This window comes from Tritonibacter scottomollicae (assembly GCF_003003215.1).
GTDB lineage: Bacteria > Pseudomonadota > Alphaproteobacteria > Rhodobacterales > Rhodobacteraceae > Epibacterium > Epibacterium scottomollicae.
Window position 1 is genome coordinate 36899 of sequence record NZ_PVUF01000006.1, and the last position, 14576, is coordinate 51474.

12 protein-coding genes are annotated in these 14576 nt (G+C 61.2%); 9 read left to right on the forward strand and 3 right to left on the reverse strand.

Annotated elements, in window-relative coordinates:
• The first annotated feature begins 29 nt into the window (after positions 1-29).
• Both CLV89_RS11290 and CLV89_RS11295 read left to right on the forward strand, forming a co-directional pair.
• The gene (locus CLV89_RS11290) at positions 30-1472 is read left to right on the forward strand and encodes an MORN repeat-containing protein (RefSeq protein WP_106163776.1); all 1443 of its coding nucleotides are present in this window, start codon (positions 30-32) and stop codon (positions 1470-1472) included.
• Between the two features lie 8 nt (positions 1473-1480).
• Positions 1481-2521: a hypothetical protein gene (locus tag CLV89_RS11295; protein ID WP_106163777.1), complete on the forward strand. Its 1041-nt coding sequence runs from the start codon at positions 1481-1483 to the stop codon at positions 2519-2521.
• Here CLV89_RS11295 and CLV89_RS11300 read toward each other — a convergent pair.
• Entirely contained in the window at positions 2518-4026 is a 1509-nt protein-coding gene (locus CLV89_RS11300; RefSeq protein ID WP_243394987.1) for a cryptochrome/photolyase family protein, read from the reverse strand. The two genes, CLV89_RS11295 and CLV89_RS11300, sit on opposite strands and share 4 nt — an antisense overlap.
• A 377-nt stretch (positions 4027-4403) precedes the next feature.
• Between CLV89_RS11300 and CLV89_RS11305 the strand changes: the two genes are divergently transcribed.
• Positions 4404-5975, forward strand: coding sequence for a 2-isopropylmalate synthase (locus tag CLV89_RS11305; protein ID WP_106163778.1), 1572 nt, complete (start codon positions 4404-4406; stop codon positions 5973-5975).
• Between the two features lie 168 nt (positions 5976-6143).
• Here the strand turns inward: CLV89_RS11305 and CLV89_RS11310 are convergent, their stop codons facing one another.
• Complete coding sequence (locus CLV89_RS11310; RefSeq protein ID WP_106163779.1) at positions 6144-6926, reverse strand: 23S rRNA (adenine(2030)-N(6))-methyltransferase RlmJ; 783 nt, start codon at positions 6924-6926, stop codon at positions 6144-6146.
• A 109-nt stretch (positions 6927-7035) separates the two neighbouring features.
• Here CLV89_RS11310 and CLV89_RS11315 point away from each other — a divergent pair, with 109 nt between their 5' ends.
• From CLV89_RS11315 to rodA, 6 genes are all read left to right on the forward strand, one after another.
• Entirely contained in the window at positions 7036-7788 is a 753-nt protein-coding gene (locus CLV89_RS11315; protein ID WP_106163780.1) for a lysozyme family protein, read from the forward strand.
• A 243-nt stretch (positions 7789-8031) separates the two neighbouring features.
• Positions 8032-9078: a rod shape-determining protein gene (locus CLV89_RS11320; protein WP_106163781.1), complete on the forward strand. Its 1047-nt coding sequence runs from the start codon at positions 8032-8034 to the stop codon at positions 9076-9078.
• 57 nt (positions 9079-9135) lie between these two features.
• Complete coding sequence (mreC, locus tag CLV89_RS11325) at positions 9136-10083, forward strand: rod shape-determining protein MreC (RefSeq protein ID WP_106163782.1); 948 nt, start codon at positions 9136-9138, stop codon at positions 10081-10083.
• Positions 10076-10615, forward strand: coding sequence for a rod shape-determining protein MreD (locus CLV89_RS11330; protein ID WP_106163783.1), 540 nt, complete (start codon positions 10076-10078; stop codon positions 10613-10615). Before mreC ends, CLV89_RS11330 begins: the two co-directional genes overlap by 8 nt.
• A complete protein-coding gene (gene mrdA, locus CLV89_RS11335; RefSeq protein ID WP_106163784.1) occupies positions 10612-12558 on the forward strand; it encodes a penicillin-binding protein 2 in 1947 nt (648 codons plus the stop codon). Before CLV89_RS11330 ends, mrdA begins: the two co-directional genes overlap by 4 nt.
• On the forward strand, positions 12555-13694 hold the full coding sequence (gene rodA, locus CLV89_RS11340; RefSeq protein WP_106163785.1) for a rod shape-determining protein RodA: 1140 nt from the start codon (positions 12555-12557) through the stop codon (positions 13692-13694). Before mrdA ends, rodA begins: the two co-directional genes overlap by 4 nt.
• Here the strand turns inward: rodA and CLV89_RS11345 are convergent.
• Complete coding sequence (locus tag CLV89_RS11345) at positions 13691-14521, reverse strand: LysR family transcriptional regulator (RefSeq protein ID WP_106163786.1); 831 nt, start codon at positions 14519-14521, stop codon at positions 13691-13693. The two genes, rodA and CLV89_RS11345, sit on opposite strands and share 4 nt — an antisense overlap.
• Positions 14522-14576: the final 55 nt, after the last annotated feature.

Here is a 14576-nt window from a genome sequence, read left to right on the forward strand (position 1 = left end):
TCGAACGACTTGAGGCAACTGAGGTTTCCATGATCCGCATCGGCTCCACACTTATCCTGACTTCCCTGCTGGCGCTGACCGCGGCGGGCGCCGGGGCTCCCGCATTTGCACAGGACGGACAGGTCCTGACCACCCAAGACGAGATCGGCGGCGTCTACGAGGGGGAGTTCAAGGGCGGACTGCAACACGGTCAGGGCACCTACAAGCTGCCCAACGGCTATGAATATTCCGGCCAATGGGTCGATGGAGAGATCCGTGGCACAGGTGTCGCGCGTTTTCCAAATGGGTCAGTCTACGAAGGCGAATTCGCCAAGGGCAAACCCGAGGGCATCGGCAAGATCACCTTTGCCGACGGCGGCACCTATGAAGGGGAATGGAAAAACGGCGTGATCAACGGCCAGGGCGTTGCGATCTATGCCAACGGCGTGCGCTACGAGGGCACATTCGTCAACGCCAAGCACCACGGCCGTGGTGTGATGCAGAACCCCGGTGGTTATGAATACGAAGGCGATTGGGTCGAGGGTCGCAAAGAAGGCACCGGCAAGATCACCTATCCCAATGGCGCTACCTATCAAGGCGGCGTCAAGGACGGTAAACTCGACGGGCTTGGCACGTTGGTAATGCCCGACGGCCTCAAATACGAGGGCGAATGGGGCGACGACCAGATGAACGGTATGGGCACCCTGACCCAGCCGAACGGCGACGTCTACGAAGGTGCGCTGGTCAGTGGCCGCCGTCAGGGCGAAGGCAAGCTGACCTATGCCAATGGCGATGTCTACGAAGGCATGTTCGAAGACGATCTGCGGCAGGGCCAAGGGATCTACACCGGCACCGACGGATATCTCTACACAGGCCAGTGGCAGGCCGGCCAAATCGAGGGCGAAGGCAAGGTGACCTACCCCGACGGCTCCGTCTATGTTGGTGAGTTCCGTGATGACCTCGCCCATGGCACCGGCAAGATCACCTATCCCGATGGCTCCACCTACGAAGGCGAATGGGTCGCCGGGGTGATCGAGGGCGAAGGCACGGCCACCTACCCCAATGGCACCGTCTACGAAGGCAGTTTCAAGAACGCCAAGAACGATGGCCAGGGCGTCATGACCTCACCGGAAGGGTATCGTTACGAAGGTGGTTGGAAGGACAGCCTGCGCCATGGCGAGGCGAAGGTCACCTATGCCGACGGCTCAATCTATGAGGGCATGTTCAAGGATGGTCAGCGCCATGGCACCGGCAAGATCACCCGCCCCGATGGCTTCAGCTATGAGGGCGACTGGGTAGAGGGCAAGATCAACGGTGAAGGGGTCGCCACCTATGCCAATGGCGACGTTTACGAGGGCAGCTTCGTCAACTCCAAGCGCCAAGGACCGGGCACCATGCGCTACGCGTCCGGGCAGGAGGCATCGGGCACTTGGGACAATGGCGCATTGTCGCGCGGCGAAGCGAGCCCGACCGACGACGACGGCAGCGAATAACCCCACCGATGGCCACCCTCTGCTACGTCTTGACCGGGCGCGATCCGCGCCAACACCAAGAGCTGTCCTATAGCATCCTCTCCGCCCTGAAACAGGGCTTGGAGGGGGTTGAGATCCTGCTGGTCTGTGACGCTGAAAACCGCCGCACCGAACTGCCGGTCGGACATATGGACATCTCAACGGATCAGATGGAGCGGTGGACCGAGGCGGGTCGCTATCCCGCACACACGCGGCTGCACGCGTTGCAGATGGTGCTGGAAAAAACTGACGGTCCGGTCTGTCTGGTCGAGACCGACACAGCCTTCAAAGCGGCGCCCGGAGAGCTGTTCAACCGGATCACACCGAAGACCCCACTGCTCCATGATCGTGCGGGGTGGCTCTCCTCACGGCCTGAGTGGGGCCCGCTGATCGACGCCTGCCGCGACACTCCGGAAGAAACTTTGGTTCACACGGGCGCGGAGGTGTTTGACACTGCGACAATCGGGCTTCTGCCTGCACACGCAGATTGCATAAAGAAGACAATATCCCTGTCAAAATCGCTAAGCGCCACCGCAGCAGCGCACGAAAAAGAACAATTCCTGCTTGGGGCGGCGTTATTGTCCCACACAGAAGACCTGAGCTTTTCCGATGACATTGTGACCCATTACGCGGGCTATATGCGTCATGTGTATCATGGCCGGTTCGACGTCATGTTTCCGGCAGGTGCTGCGGTGAACACCGCACTGGCACAGCAACTTCCCGCTGTAGCAGAGCCGCCGAAACCCTTCCTGTTGCAGCTGAAAGCGAAATACTACGCCCTGCGTCACGGCCTTGGACGGGGCACACAATTTGGCTATCTCGCCTATCTGTGCGCCTTTGCGGCTCCGACAGCGGAGGGACGCAATGTCTGGGCCAATATTGCGCTGGACATGATGGAGCGCTCTGAAAGACCCGCCGCAAAACTGCAGCGTGACCTGCCCAAGCTGGCTCCGGACGCGCTGACACAGGCAGAACTGGCTTCCACAACAGAGGCGCGCTGGCGGGACTTCTGGGCGAGCAAAGATCTCTAGACGCTGTCTCCCGCGTCAAGCTTGGCGAGGAACGCATCCGCGTCTTTTATGATCGTGGCCCGCTTGTCGTCATCCATTCGATCCCAGGTTCGATACATGTTGCCCATGCGCGGGATGCTTTCGAACCGGTCGCGATGGCGATCCAGAAAATGCCAGTACAGCAGGTTGAACGGACAGGCCCCCTCGCCCGTTTTTTGCTTCACCTTATAGGCGCAACTGCCGCAGTAATTGGACATTCTGTCGATGTAGGCGCCGCTGGAGACATAGGGTTTCGACCCGACCACACCCCCGTCTGCAAACTGGCTCATGCCGATGGTATTGGGCGCCTCCACCCATTCGAAGGCGTCCGCATAGACCGCGAGATACCATTCGTGCACCTCCGCCGGATCCAGCCCGGCCAGCAGTGCAAAATTGCCCGTCACCATCAGCCGCTGGATGTGATGGGCGTAGGCCTCCTCCTTGGTCTGCGCCACCACCTGAGACAGGCAGTGCATATCCGTCGAGGCGCCCCAGAACAGCGGTGGCAGGCTACGCGCATGCCCGAGTGCATTTCGGGAGGTATAGTCCTCCCCTTCAAGGAGATAGATACCGCGCACAAATTCCCGCCATCCCAGAATTTGCCGAATGAACCCCTCCACCGCGTTGATCGGCGCATCTCCGCGATGGTAGGCAGCCTCCGCCGCCGCGCAAACCTCGCTCGGCGATAGCAGACCGATATTCAGGTAGGGCGACAGGATGGAATGGTAGAGCCACCGCTCATCCGTCATCATCGCATCCTGAAAATCCCCGAACTGCGGCAATGCGTGCTCTATGAAGTGCTTCAGCGCGGTCAGCGCCTCTGCCCGCGTGGTGGCAAATCCAAACGGCCGCAAATCACCAAAATGCGTGCCAAACCGCTCTTCGACCAGATCGAGCACCTCCGCGACCTCATCATCCGGTTCAAACCAGAGCGGCCCTTCGTGTTCAATCTTCTTTGGCGGGGCCTTACGGTTGTCCTGATCGAAATTCCACTGCCCACCAACAGGCGAAGTGCCTTCCATCAAGAGACCTGTCTTTTTGCGCATCAGGCGATAGAAATACTCCATCCGCAGCTGCTTACGCCCCTCCGCCCAATCGGCAAAATCCTTCCGCGTTGCGAAGAAGCGCTCATCCGCGTGCAGATGCACCTTGAGCGGCGCGTATTTCAGGGCCCGGATCAGCCGCCATTCCCCGGGCGTGGTGGCCAGCACCTCACCGGCCCCAAACTCCTCAGCCCGGCGCAGCAACTCGCCCACGATCGAGCCTGCGTTGTCCTTATCATCGAGCCGTGCGTAGGCGACGCGCCAGCCCTCGGCCTCCAGATGCGCGGCAAACTTGCGCATGGCAGCCAGCACCAGCGCAATCTTCTTGGGATGGTGAGACACATAGGTGCCCTCATCCGACACCTCGGCCATCACCACCACGTCGCGCGCGGGATCAGCCGCCCGAAGCGCCGACAAATCATCAGAAAGCTGGTCGCCCAGCACAAGTACAAGTCATGTCATGAGACGCAGAACTGTGGTGGAAACTCGCAAAGTCCACAGCATCCCCTTCATCTTTTCAATAAATACCTAAGCAACGCCGGGGGTTGATGCTGCCTGTGCTGCATCGCAGAGAATTTTGCCCCTTCCCAATTGCCGCATGGCCTGTATAACTCAGCCCATGACCACGTTTTTTGATATCCAGATTGCCGACGCTGCCTCCCGCAGCGCGCTTTCGCGTGGCCTACTGCTCCTAGTCCGCCTCTGAGCGTGCCATCCGGCGCGCCCGCTCAGAGGATGTGCACGCGCGCCACGGATTGGACCCTTTACCCCGCACGCAAGACACGACGTCCCCGGGGACCAGAGCAAGAAAGACATCTGACATGACCAGCATTACCGACCAAGATCGCGTCCTGATCTTCGACACGACTCTGCGCGATGGCGAGCAGAGCCCCGGCGCAACCATGACCCATGACGAAAAGCTCGAGATTGCTGAGCTTCTGGACGACATGGGCGTCGACGTCATCGAGGCTGGGTTTCCCATTGCCTCCGAAGGCGACTTCAATGCGGTGAGCGAGATCGCCGCGCGCTCGAAGAACTCGATGATCTGCGGCCTCGCCCGCGCCAACCTGAAGGACATCGACCGCTGCGCCGAGGCTGTGCGCAAGGCGGCCCAGCCGCGCATCCATACCTTTATCGGCACCTCGCCGCTGCACCGCGCCATTCCAGACCTCACCATGGACGAGATGGCCGAACGCATCCATGAAACCGTGACCCATGCCCGCAACCTGGTGGACAACGTGCAATGGTCGCCAATGGATGCGACCCGCACCGAATGGGATTACCTTTGCCGGGTGATCGAGATCGCAATCAAGGCGGGTGCCACCACCATCAACATCCCCGACACCGTCGGCTATACAGCACCGCGCGAAAGCGCCGACCTGATCCGTCGCCTGATCGAGACGGTGCCGGGCGCTGACGAGATCGTCTTTGCCACCCACTGCCACAACGACCTTGGCATGGCGACCGCGAACTCACTGGCCGCAGTCGAGGCCGGCGCGCGCCAGATTGAGTGCACCATCAACGGTCTGGGTGAACGGGCCGGCAATACCGCGCTGGAAGAGGTCGTCATGGCCATGAAGGTGCGCAATGACATCATGCCCTTTGCCACCGGCATCGACACCCGCAAGATCATGCATATCTCGCGCCGGGTCGCGACGGTTTCCGGCTTCAACGTGCAGTTCAACAAGGCCATCGTCGGCAAGAACGCCTTCGCCCACGAAAGCGGCATCCACCAGGATGGCATGCTGAAGAACAAGGAAACCTTCGAGATCATGCGGCCCGAGGATGTCGGGCTTGCCGGGACCTCCCTGCCCCTTGGCAAACACTCCGGCCGGGCAGCGCTGCGCGACAAGCTCAGCAACCTCGGTTATGAGGTCGGTGACAACCAGCTCAAGGATATCTTCGTTCGCTTCAAGGAACTTGCCGACCGCAAGAAAGAAGTGTTCGACGACGACATCATCGCGCTGATGCGTACGGGTGGCGATGAGGATGACCATCTCAAGCTGGTCTCGATGAAAGTGGTCTGCGGCACCGGCGGCCCGGCGGAATCCACTGTCGAGATGGAAGTTGACGGTAAAGATGTCTCTGAAACTGCAGAAGGCGACGGCCCGGTCGATGCGACCTTCAAGGCGATCCGCAAGATCCACCCCAATGACGCGCATCTGCAGCTTTATCAGGTGCACGCGGTCACCGAAGGTACAGACGCACAAGCCACCGTGTCCGTCCGGCTGGAAGAAGACGGCATCATCGCCACCGGCGACAGTGCCAACACAGACACCGTGGTTGCCTCTGCCATGGCCTATATCGGCGCGCTCAACCGCCTGATCGTGCGCCGCAACAAGATGGGCGAAGGCGCGGATGCGCGTGAGATCTCCTACAAGGACATCGGCTGAAGCACGCCGCCAGAGATTGGCGCAGACCTAAAACCAAGCATAGAAAAGGGCACCTTCGGTTGCCCTTTTTCGTTCACTGGGTGTGGAAGAACTCCGACTGCGCAGGCGATTTGGATCGAGGATAAGGCGCTAAAAGGCACGGCTTTGCAGGACGCCCGGGGGCGCGGCTCAACGCAACGCAGAAAAGCGGCGATCAAGGCGCTGCGTTTCCTCGCGCAAACCAAAGGGGGCATTCACCACAAACAAACCCGATCCGATCATCCGGTGGCCCTCCCGCGCGGGCGGGAAGCGCACTTCGTGCAGCAGCGTTCCCGGCAGGCCCTGAGCTTCCAGCGCAGTCAGCATCCGCTTGTGCGGGCCATCTGTCAGGATCGGATACCACAACACGATCACGCCAACATTCCACTTGCGATGCAGCTTGCCGATAATGCCGGGAATGCGGCTGTAGTCGGATTTGATCTCATAGCTGGGATCAATCAGCAGCACTCCGCGTCGAGGCTCTGGCGGGGCCAGTGACTGCGCCATTTCGAACCCATCCTGCACATGCACCTTGGCACCGGACCCGCGCATCGACGCGCGCAGGGCCTGTGCTTCCTGTGGATGCAGCTCTGCCAGATGCACATTGTCGATGGGGCGCAGCACCTCCGTCGCGATGCGCGGCGAGCCCGGATAGCTGGTTGGCCCATGCGCGGCCTGCACACTGTCCAGAACCCGCGCATAGGGGTGGTCGGCTGGGAACCAGTCCCGTGCGATATCGATACCTCTGGCCGCTTCGCCCGTCTTGACGGCCTCGGCAGACGACAGGTCATAGAGAGCCCGCCCCGCGTGAGTTTCCAGATAGCTCAGCGGTTTGTCCTTGCGCGTCATGTACTCCAGTATCCACGCGAGCAGCGCGTGTTTCTGGACATCGGCGAGGTTTCCCGCGTGGTAGATATGTTGGTAGGACAGCATGCCCTCCCATAGCGGCAAACCGCGCCCGGCGAAAGAGCGCTCTCTAAACGAAATCTCAACTACAATCGGCCAATCTGAGGTCAGACATCACCCGCAGAAGCAGGTTGCAATGCCCCTCAGAACGAGTCCCCAAACCGGCGCGCTATGTGCGCTGATGCTGATCTCTTCGGTCTGGACCGACCCGGTTCGTGCCAATTCCGCAGGATTCTCTCTGGTCGGGGACGGCAGCTTCTTCATGCGGACCTCGGCGCCAGCAAACGGTGCAATTGCGGGGCTGAATGATGATGAAACAGGCCGCGGGGCCATCTCGCTGGACCCCGGCGCCGCAAGCCTCTTTCGGGGACGCAGCAGCGGCAGTCTGTTTGCAAGCCCGCCGATGGTCGGCATCGACGTCGCCGCAATCATGAATGTCATCGCCAGCGCCGAGGCAGGCAAAGCGGATTACGACGCCGTCCAGCACGGCGCCCGGATCAAACCGCCCGCCTCTCCCACAGACATGACCCTGCTCGAGATTTACGCCTGGATCGACGCAACCCCCGGCCAGCCTCATGCCATCGGGCGCTACCAGTTCATCCCCGCCACCCTGCGCCGGCTCGCCAAGCATCAAAGCGTCCCTCTCGGTCGTCGCTTCAACAAGGAACTTCAGGATCAGCTTGCCCATCAGCTGATCGAGGAAGCCGGTCTCTCGAATTTCAAGGCCGGCGAGATCACGCAGACCACATTCATGAACAACCTCGCCAAAATCTGGGCAGGCTTGCCGACCTCCAGCGGGAAATCCTATTATCACGGCTATGCTGGCAACCGCGCAACCAAGACATGGGCGGCCTACAAGGCGCAGATGGATGAGATTTTCTCGGGGTAAGAGGCGCTGTTGAACTGAGGCCATGATCCGGTGCGGCTGGCTCTGGCGCATGTGCGCAAACGCACGCTGATCTTGATTCCGTGTGCTCGAAAGCGAAAACAGTCGATTTCACAAGCGAAAAGACGCTAGGTGAACGGAATACTCCCTTTTACGGCGGGCTCGGCCTGCTTATAAGATCTAAAGCTGCGACCCGGCGAGAGAGTCGCGGTCAGATAAATGCAGTACTCACAGGATCCCTCTTACATGGCGCTCTTCGGAAATCTCGGCGGTCTGTTTACATCGGACATGGCCATTGACCTCGGTACCGCGAATACGCTGGTTTACGTGAAGGGCCGTGGCGTCATCCTGTCGGAACCTTCAGTGGTGGCCTACCACGTCAAGGATGGCGTGAAAAAAGTGCTCGCCGTCGGTGAGGACGCAAAGCTGATGCTGGGCCGGACCCCCGGCTCCATCGAGGCGATCCGCCCGATGCGCGAAGGTGTCATCGCGGATTTCGACACCGCCGAAGAGATGATCAAGCATTTCATTCGCAAGGTGCACAAGCGCTCCACGTTTTCAAAGCCCAAGGTCATCGTCTGCGTCCCGCATGGCGCGACCCCGGTGGAAAAACGCGCTATCCGGTCTTCTGTTCTGGCGGCAGGTGCCCGCCGTGCAGGGCTGATTGCTGAACCGATTGCCGCCGCCATCGGCGCTGGCATGCCCATCACCGACCCGACCGGCAACATGGTCGTCGACATCGGCGGTGGTACCACCGAGGTGGCCGTTCTGTCGCTCGGTGACATCGTATACGCCCGCTCCGTTCGGGTGGGTGGCGACCGCATGGATGAGGCGATCATTTCCTACCTGCGTCGCCAGCAGAACCTGCTGATCGGCGAGGCGACATCAGAACGCATCAAGACCTCGATCGGCACGGCTCGCATGCCCGACGATGGCCGGGGTCAATCGATGCAGATCCGCGGTCGGGACCTGCTGAATGGCGTTCCCAAGGAAATCGAGATTTCTCAGGCCCAGGTGGCTGAGGCGCTGGCCGAACCGGTACAGCAGATCTGCGAGGCAGTGATGACCGCATTGGAAACCACGCCGCCGGATCTGGCAGCTGATATCGTCGATCGGGGCGTTATGCTGACGGGGGGCGGTGCGCTTCTGGGCGATCTGGATCTGGCACTGCGCGAGCAAACAGGCCTTGCGGTCTCGATCGCGGATGAAAGCCTGAACTGCGTCGCACTTGGTACCGGCAAGGCGCTGGAGTACGAAAAACTGCTGCGCCACGCGATCGACTACGAAAGCTGATCCCCCCGCCCCGCGCGGGCATGCCACTGAATTTGATTGACGTCTGGAAGGAGTGCCTTGGCCAAGGATCGGTCACAGCGCGAAGACTATGCAGGCCCGCTCAAGCGTTTGCTTGTCGGGATTTTGGTGCTGTTTCTCGCGGTCGTCTTCATCGTCTGGCGCATCGACAGTCCACGAGTCGAGCGGTTTCGCGCGCAGGTGGTGGATGCGGTGGTGCCCAATATGCAATGGGCCATGGTTCCCGTCACCGGCATCGTAAACTTGGTGCGTGACTTCCAAAGCTATCAGCGCCTGTCGGAACAGAACCAGGAGCTGCGCTCCGAATTGCGCCAGATGCGGGCCTGGAAAGAAGCTGCCTTGCAGCTGGAACAGGAAAACGCGCGATTGCTCGATCTCAACAACGTCCGGCTGGATCCGCAACTGACCTATGTCACCGGTGTCGTCGTGGCAGACTCCGGCTCGCCTTTCCGGCAATCGGTTCTGCTGAACGTCGGGGCGCGGGATGGCATTCGCGACGGCTGGGCCGCGATGGACGGCATTGGGCTGGTGGGACGCATCTCCGGCACCGGCCTGAAGACTGCGCGGGTTATCCTGCTGACGGATGCTGCAAGTGCGGTTCCGGCCACGCTGCAGCCGTCGGGCCAGACCGCGTTGGTCAGTGGCGACAATACCGCCGCGCCCTTACTGAATTTTGTTGAAAACCCGGAGATGGTCCGCCCCGGAGACCGTGTTGTGACCTCGGGCGATGGTCATGTCTTTCCGCCGGGACTGCTGATCGGTCAGGTGGCACAAGACAAGGCTGGGCGCCTGCGCGTACGTCTCTCCGCAGACTACGAGCGGTTGGAGTTCCTGCGCGTTCTGCGCCATCAGGGCAGCGTTCCGATTTCGGATCCGGGCGCGCTGATCGCACCGGTTCCAGACGACATGATACCGCTCCCCCGCCCGGACACATTGCTGGACGGCGTTCTCCCCGAGGCTGCCGGTGACGAGGCCGAGAATGGCTAAAACAACGCCAGCCGCAATCTGGCTCATGCGCGCTATCTTTGTCGGGCTGGCGCTGGTCATCATGTTCTTTCACCTGCTGCCGCTGGACACCACACCGCGCCGCTGGGCACCGCCAGATCTGCTGCTGGCCGTGGCGCTGGCCTGGACTGCACGGCGCGCAGATTTTGTCCCGCCCCTGTTGATCGCCGCCGTAATGCTGCTCGCTGATCTGTTGTTTCAGCGTCCTCCGGGATTATGGGCCCTGCTGGTTCTGCTCGCCTGCGAGTTCATCAGATCACGCTTGCCCGCCAGCCGGGAGACGCCGTTTCTGGGAGAATGGTTCGCGGTCTCCGTGGTCATAATTGCCATTGCTTTGCTCAATCGCGTGATCCTTGGCATGCTTGCGGTCGAGCAGGCGCATATCGCGCTGATTCTCGTGCAGGTCATTATGACCATCGCCGCCTATCCGGTCGTGGTTCTGCTGAGCCAGAGCGTGTTTGGCGTGCGACGTCTTTCTCCTGCCGATGCAGAAACCCTTGGAGCTCGCCTGTGAAACGCACCCCGAAGGACCAGGATCACAGCCATCGCACCCTGACCCGCCGCACCTTGGTGCTGGGCGGGTTGCAGCTGGGCTTTACCGGTGCGCTGGCCATGCGGATGCGTTTTCTGCAGGTGGATCAGGCAGATCAGTTCCGTCTGCTGGCCGAGGAAAACCGCATCAACATCCGCCTGCTCGCCCCCAGTCGCGGCGAGATCTATGACCGCAACGGTATTATCATCGCGCAAAACTCCCCGTCTTACCGCATCGTGTTGGTGCCCGAAGACGCCGGTGATGTGGAAGGCGTGATTGAAAACCTCACCCGCTTGCTGCCGCTCGATACAGAGGACCTGGAACGTGCGCGCGCAGAGATGCGGCGGTCGCGTCCGTTTCTCCCCATCACGCTGGCCGATCAGCTTTCCTGGGATGACATTTCAAAAGTCGCGGTCAACGCCCCAGCCCTGCCGGGCATCACGCCCGAGGTCGGACTGTCCCGTGTCTATCCGCAGGGCGCCGATTTTGCGCATGTGGTTGGCTATGTCGGTCCCGTCTCCGACTACGACCTGTCGAAGATGGAAAGCCCCGATCCAGTCTTGCTGACCCCCCGGTTCCAATTCGGAAAGGTCGGTTTTGAATCCAAACGTGAGGAAACCCTGCGCGGCAAGGCCGGGACCAAACGGGTCGAGGTCAATGCCGCCGGTCGGATCATGCGCGAACTGGATCGACGCGAGGGGCAGGCTGGCGCGGATGTGCAGCTGACGCTCGATGCGGACCTGCAAAGCTATGTGCAAGCTCGGCTTGGCAATGAAAGCGCCGCCGCCGTTGTGATCGACGTGGAGAATGGCGACCTGCAGGCCATCTGCTCCAGCCCGAGCTTTGACCCCAACCTCTTTGTGCGCGGCATCTCTGTGGCCGACTATAGCGCCCTCACCGAAGACCCCTATCGCCCGCTGGCCAACAAGACCGTGCAAGGCACCTACCCGCCGGGCTCCACATTCAAGATGGTGACGGCGCTGGCGGGACTGGAAAGCGGCGTCATTACACCGGAAGAAACCACATGGTGCCCCGGGCATCTGGAAGTCTCCGGCCGGCGGTTCCACTGCTGGAAGCGCGCGGGTCATGGGCACGTCAACCTTCTGGATTCACTGAAGAGTTCCTGTGACGTCTACTATTACGATCTGGCGATCAAGGTCGGGATCGACCGGATTTCGGAGATGGCCAACAAACTCGGCCTTGGTATTCGCCACGATATTCCGATGTCCGCAGTGGCCGCCGGACTTGCTCCGAACCGGGAATGGAAGTCCCGCACCTATGGGCAGGATTGGCTGGTTGGCGACACGGTGAATGCCTCGATCGGTCAGGGCTATATGCTTGCGTCGCCCATGCAGCTTGCGGTCATGACAGCACGGATTGCCAACGGCCGCAGTGTCACACCTCGTCTGGTGAAATCCATCAATGGTGTTGAACAACCTTCTGGCGCAGGCGAAATGATCGGCCTCACCCCCTCGTATCTGGATCACGTGCGCAAAGCCATGTACGCGGTCAGCAATGATCGCCGCGGCACCGGGTATCGGTCCCGCATCATTGCCGATGGCATGCGCATGGCGGGCAAGTCCGGCACCAGTCAGGTGCGCAACATCACCGCAGCAGAGCGCGCGACAGGGGTGATCCATAACCGGGACCTGCCATGGGAACGCCGCGACCACGCTCTGTATGTGTGTTTTGCCCCCTATGACAAACCAAAGTACGCGGTTGCGGTCGTTGTCGAACATGGTGGCGGCGGATCCTCCACAGCCGCCCCCGTGGCGCGGGATGTATTGCTGCAAGCGCTCTATGGCGGCACGCCACCGCTGGAGGCCTATCCGACCGGTGACCGCCGCAAGATCAAGGCACAGCAGGAGCGGCTCGAACGCGAGCGGATTAAACGCTCGGACGGGAAAGAGAGCGATCAGGCATGAGCTATCTTGAGTATCACGCCAAATCGACGCCCACCGGGTTTCGCAAGATCCTGTTTCTGAACTGGCCCCTTGTTCTTCTGCTGACTGCGGCCGCAAGCGTCGGTTTCCTGATGCTGTATTCCGTGGCGGGTGGATCATTCACGCCTTGGGCCGAACCTCAGGCGAAACGGTTCCTGATCGGCCTCGGGGTCATGCTGGTGGTGGCGATGGTTCCGATCTGGTTCTGGCGCAATATCTCGGTTCTGGCCTACCTGATTGCGCTGGTGCTTTTGGTTGCGGTGGAGTTTTTCGGCTCCGTCGGCATGGGCGCGCAGCGTTGGGTGGACCTCGGGCCAGTGCGTCTGCAACCGTCAGAGCTGATGAAGATCACGCTGGTGATGGTGCTTGCGGCCTATTACGACTGGCTGCCGCCGCACCGGACCTCTCGGCCACTCTTCGTCTTGCTGCCGGTTTTGATCGTGCTTGCGCCTACCTTTCTGGTGTTGAAGCAACCTGACCTCGGGACATCGATCCTGCTGCTGGCTGCCGGGGGCGGCGTGATGTTCCTCGCCGGGGTTCACTGGGCCTATTTCACCGCCGTGATCGCGGCGGCGGTCGGGCTCGTGGTGGCCGTATTCCAGAGCCGCGGCACCGACTGGCAGTTGCTCAAGGACTACCAATACAGGCGCATCGACACCTTTCTCGATCCCTCTCAGGATCCGCTGGGCGCAGGCTATCACATAACGCAATCCAAGATCGCCCTCGGGTCGGGCGGTTGGTCGGGACGTGGCTTCATGCAGGGCACCCAGTCACGCCTGAACTTTCTACCGGAAAAGCAGACCGACTTCATTTTCACCACGCTGGCAGAAGAATTCGGCTTTGTCGGCGGGGTGATGCTCCTGACCATCTATGTGATGATCATCATCTTCTGTGTGGCCACCGCGGTCTCGACCAAGGACCGGTTCTCGTCGCTGGTGACGCTGGGGATTGCGCTCAACTTCTTTTTGTTCTTTGCCGTCAACATGTCGATGGTGATGGGGCTGGCCCCGGTGGTCGGCGTACCGCTGCCGCTGGTGTCCTATGGTGGCTCCGCGATGCTGGTGCTGTTGGCTGCCTTCGGGATCGTGCAGAGCGCCAACGTCCACCGCCCACGCTAACGCAATGCCGCCCGCACAAGCGCCACCAGTGGGCTGTCCGCGTCCCGTTGCCGGTGCAGCAATCCGATGCGGCGACGCGCGCCTGACCAGGGGGTAAAATTGGCGCCGGGCGCATGTCGGGACAATCCCCGCCAGCCGGGCAGAACCGCCTGCCCGACGCCCCCCTCCACCATCTGCGCGATTGTCTCAAGCGCATCCATCTCGACCAAGACCTGCGGATCCTCCACCCGATCCGTCAGTGCCGACCAGCACAGGCTTCCGCCCCAGGCCTCACGGGAATAGACGAGGTAGGGCAACCGCGCGACCTCGCTATGGCGCGGGCGTAGCAAGCCGATGGGTTCTTCGGTCAGCAGGTCGAACTGCAGGGCTTTGGGCAGGTTGACCGGCGGCTCCACCACCACCGCCATATCGATGTCCTCTGCCTCAAGTGCCGCCAACAACCCCGGAGATGTGCCGGGGATCAGGCGCAACTCGACATCAGGCGCCTGCTCTCGCAGATGCCGCAGCAAGGGTGCGGCGCAGTCGCCCAGAGCTGTCGAAATCGCGCCGATCCGACAGCTGCCGACCAGCCCCTGCCCGCGCACATCGGCCCGCAAGTCCTGCTCTATTCTCAGCATTTCGCGCAAGCGGGGCAGCAGGTTTCGGCACGCGTGGGTGGGGCGCACCATGCGCCCTTCCCGCCGCAACAACGCCACCCCCAGATCGGTCTCCAGCGTCGTGATCCGCTGAGACAGTGCCGAGGCGGTCACGCCGACGCGCCGGGCCGCCGCTGCAAAGGAACCTTCCTCCACGATAGCCAAAAGGCTGGCGACAAATCGCGTATCCACAGCTTTCCTTACGTCTGAACATTCAAAAACAAGCTAGCACGTTGCGCCCTTGAAA